This window comes from Bradyrhizobium sp. NBAIM08, assembly GCF_020193935.1.
Lineage (GTDB): Bacteria > Pseudomonadota > Alphaproteobacteria > Rhizobiales > Xanthobacteraceae > Bradyrhizobium > Bradyrhizobium yuanmingense.
The window spans coordinates 1-396 of sequence record NZ_JADYVR010001089.1; the positions used below are offsets into that span (position 1 = coordinate 1).

Sequence of the window (396 nt, forward strand, 5' to 3'; positions counted from 1 at the left end):
CCGGATGGATCGCGCTGAACTCCGGTGTCGCCGCTGGCGCCCACGCAATCCTGATCCCGGAGATCCCGTTCAGTCTCGAGCCCGTCGCCAGGATGATCAAAGGACGCGAGGCACGCGGCGCCAACTTCGCCATCGTCGTGGTGGCCGAGGGAGCCATGCCTAGGAACGGTGAACGATCAGTACTGGGTCAGGCGTTCGATCAGGCGGAGAGGCTCGGCGGTGTGGGTCATGCCGTGGCGCAGGAGCTCACGACGCTGACGGGCAAGGAGGCGCGCACGGTGGTGCTCGGGCACCTGCTGCGCGGCGGCACACCTACCGCGCTCGACCGCTTGCTGGGCACCCGGTTCGGTGCTGCCGCGGTGCGAGCCCTGGATGAAGGCCTCGACGGTGTGATGG

The 396-nt window shown here is 68.4% G+C and carries 1 protein-coding gene; it reads left to right on the forward strand.

Annotation, left to right across the window (positions count from 1 at the left end; all coding sequences use genetic code 11):
* Positions 1-396 (forward strand): 6-phosphofructokinase (locus I6F37_RS43605; protein ID WP_225154927.1); only part of this gene is annotated, 396 nt, incomplete at both ends.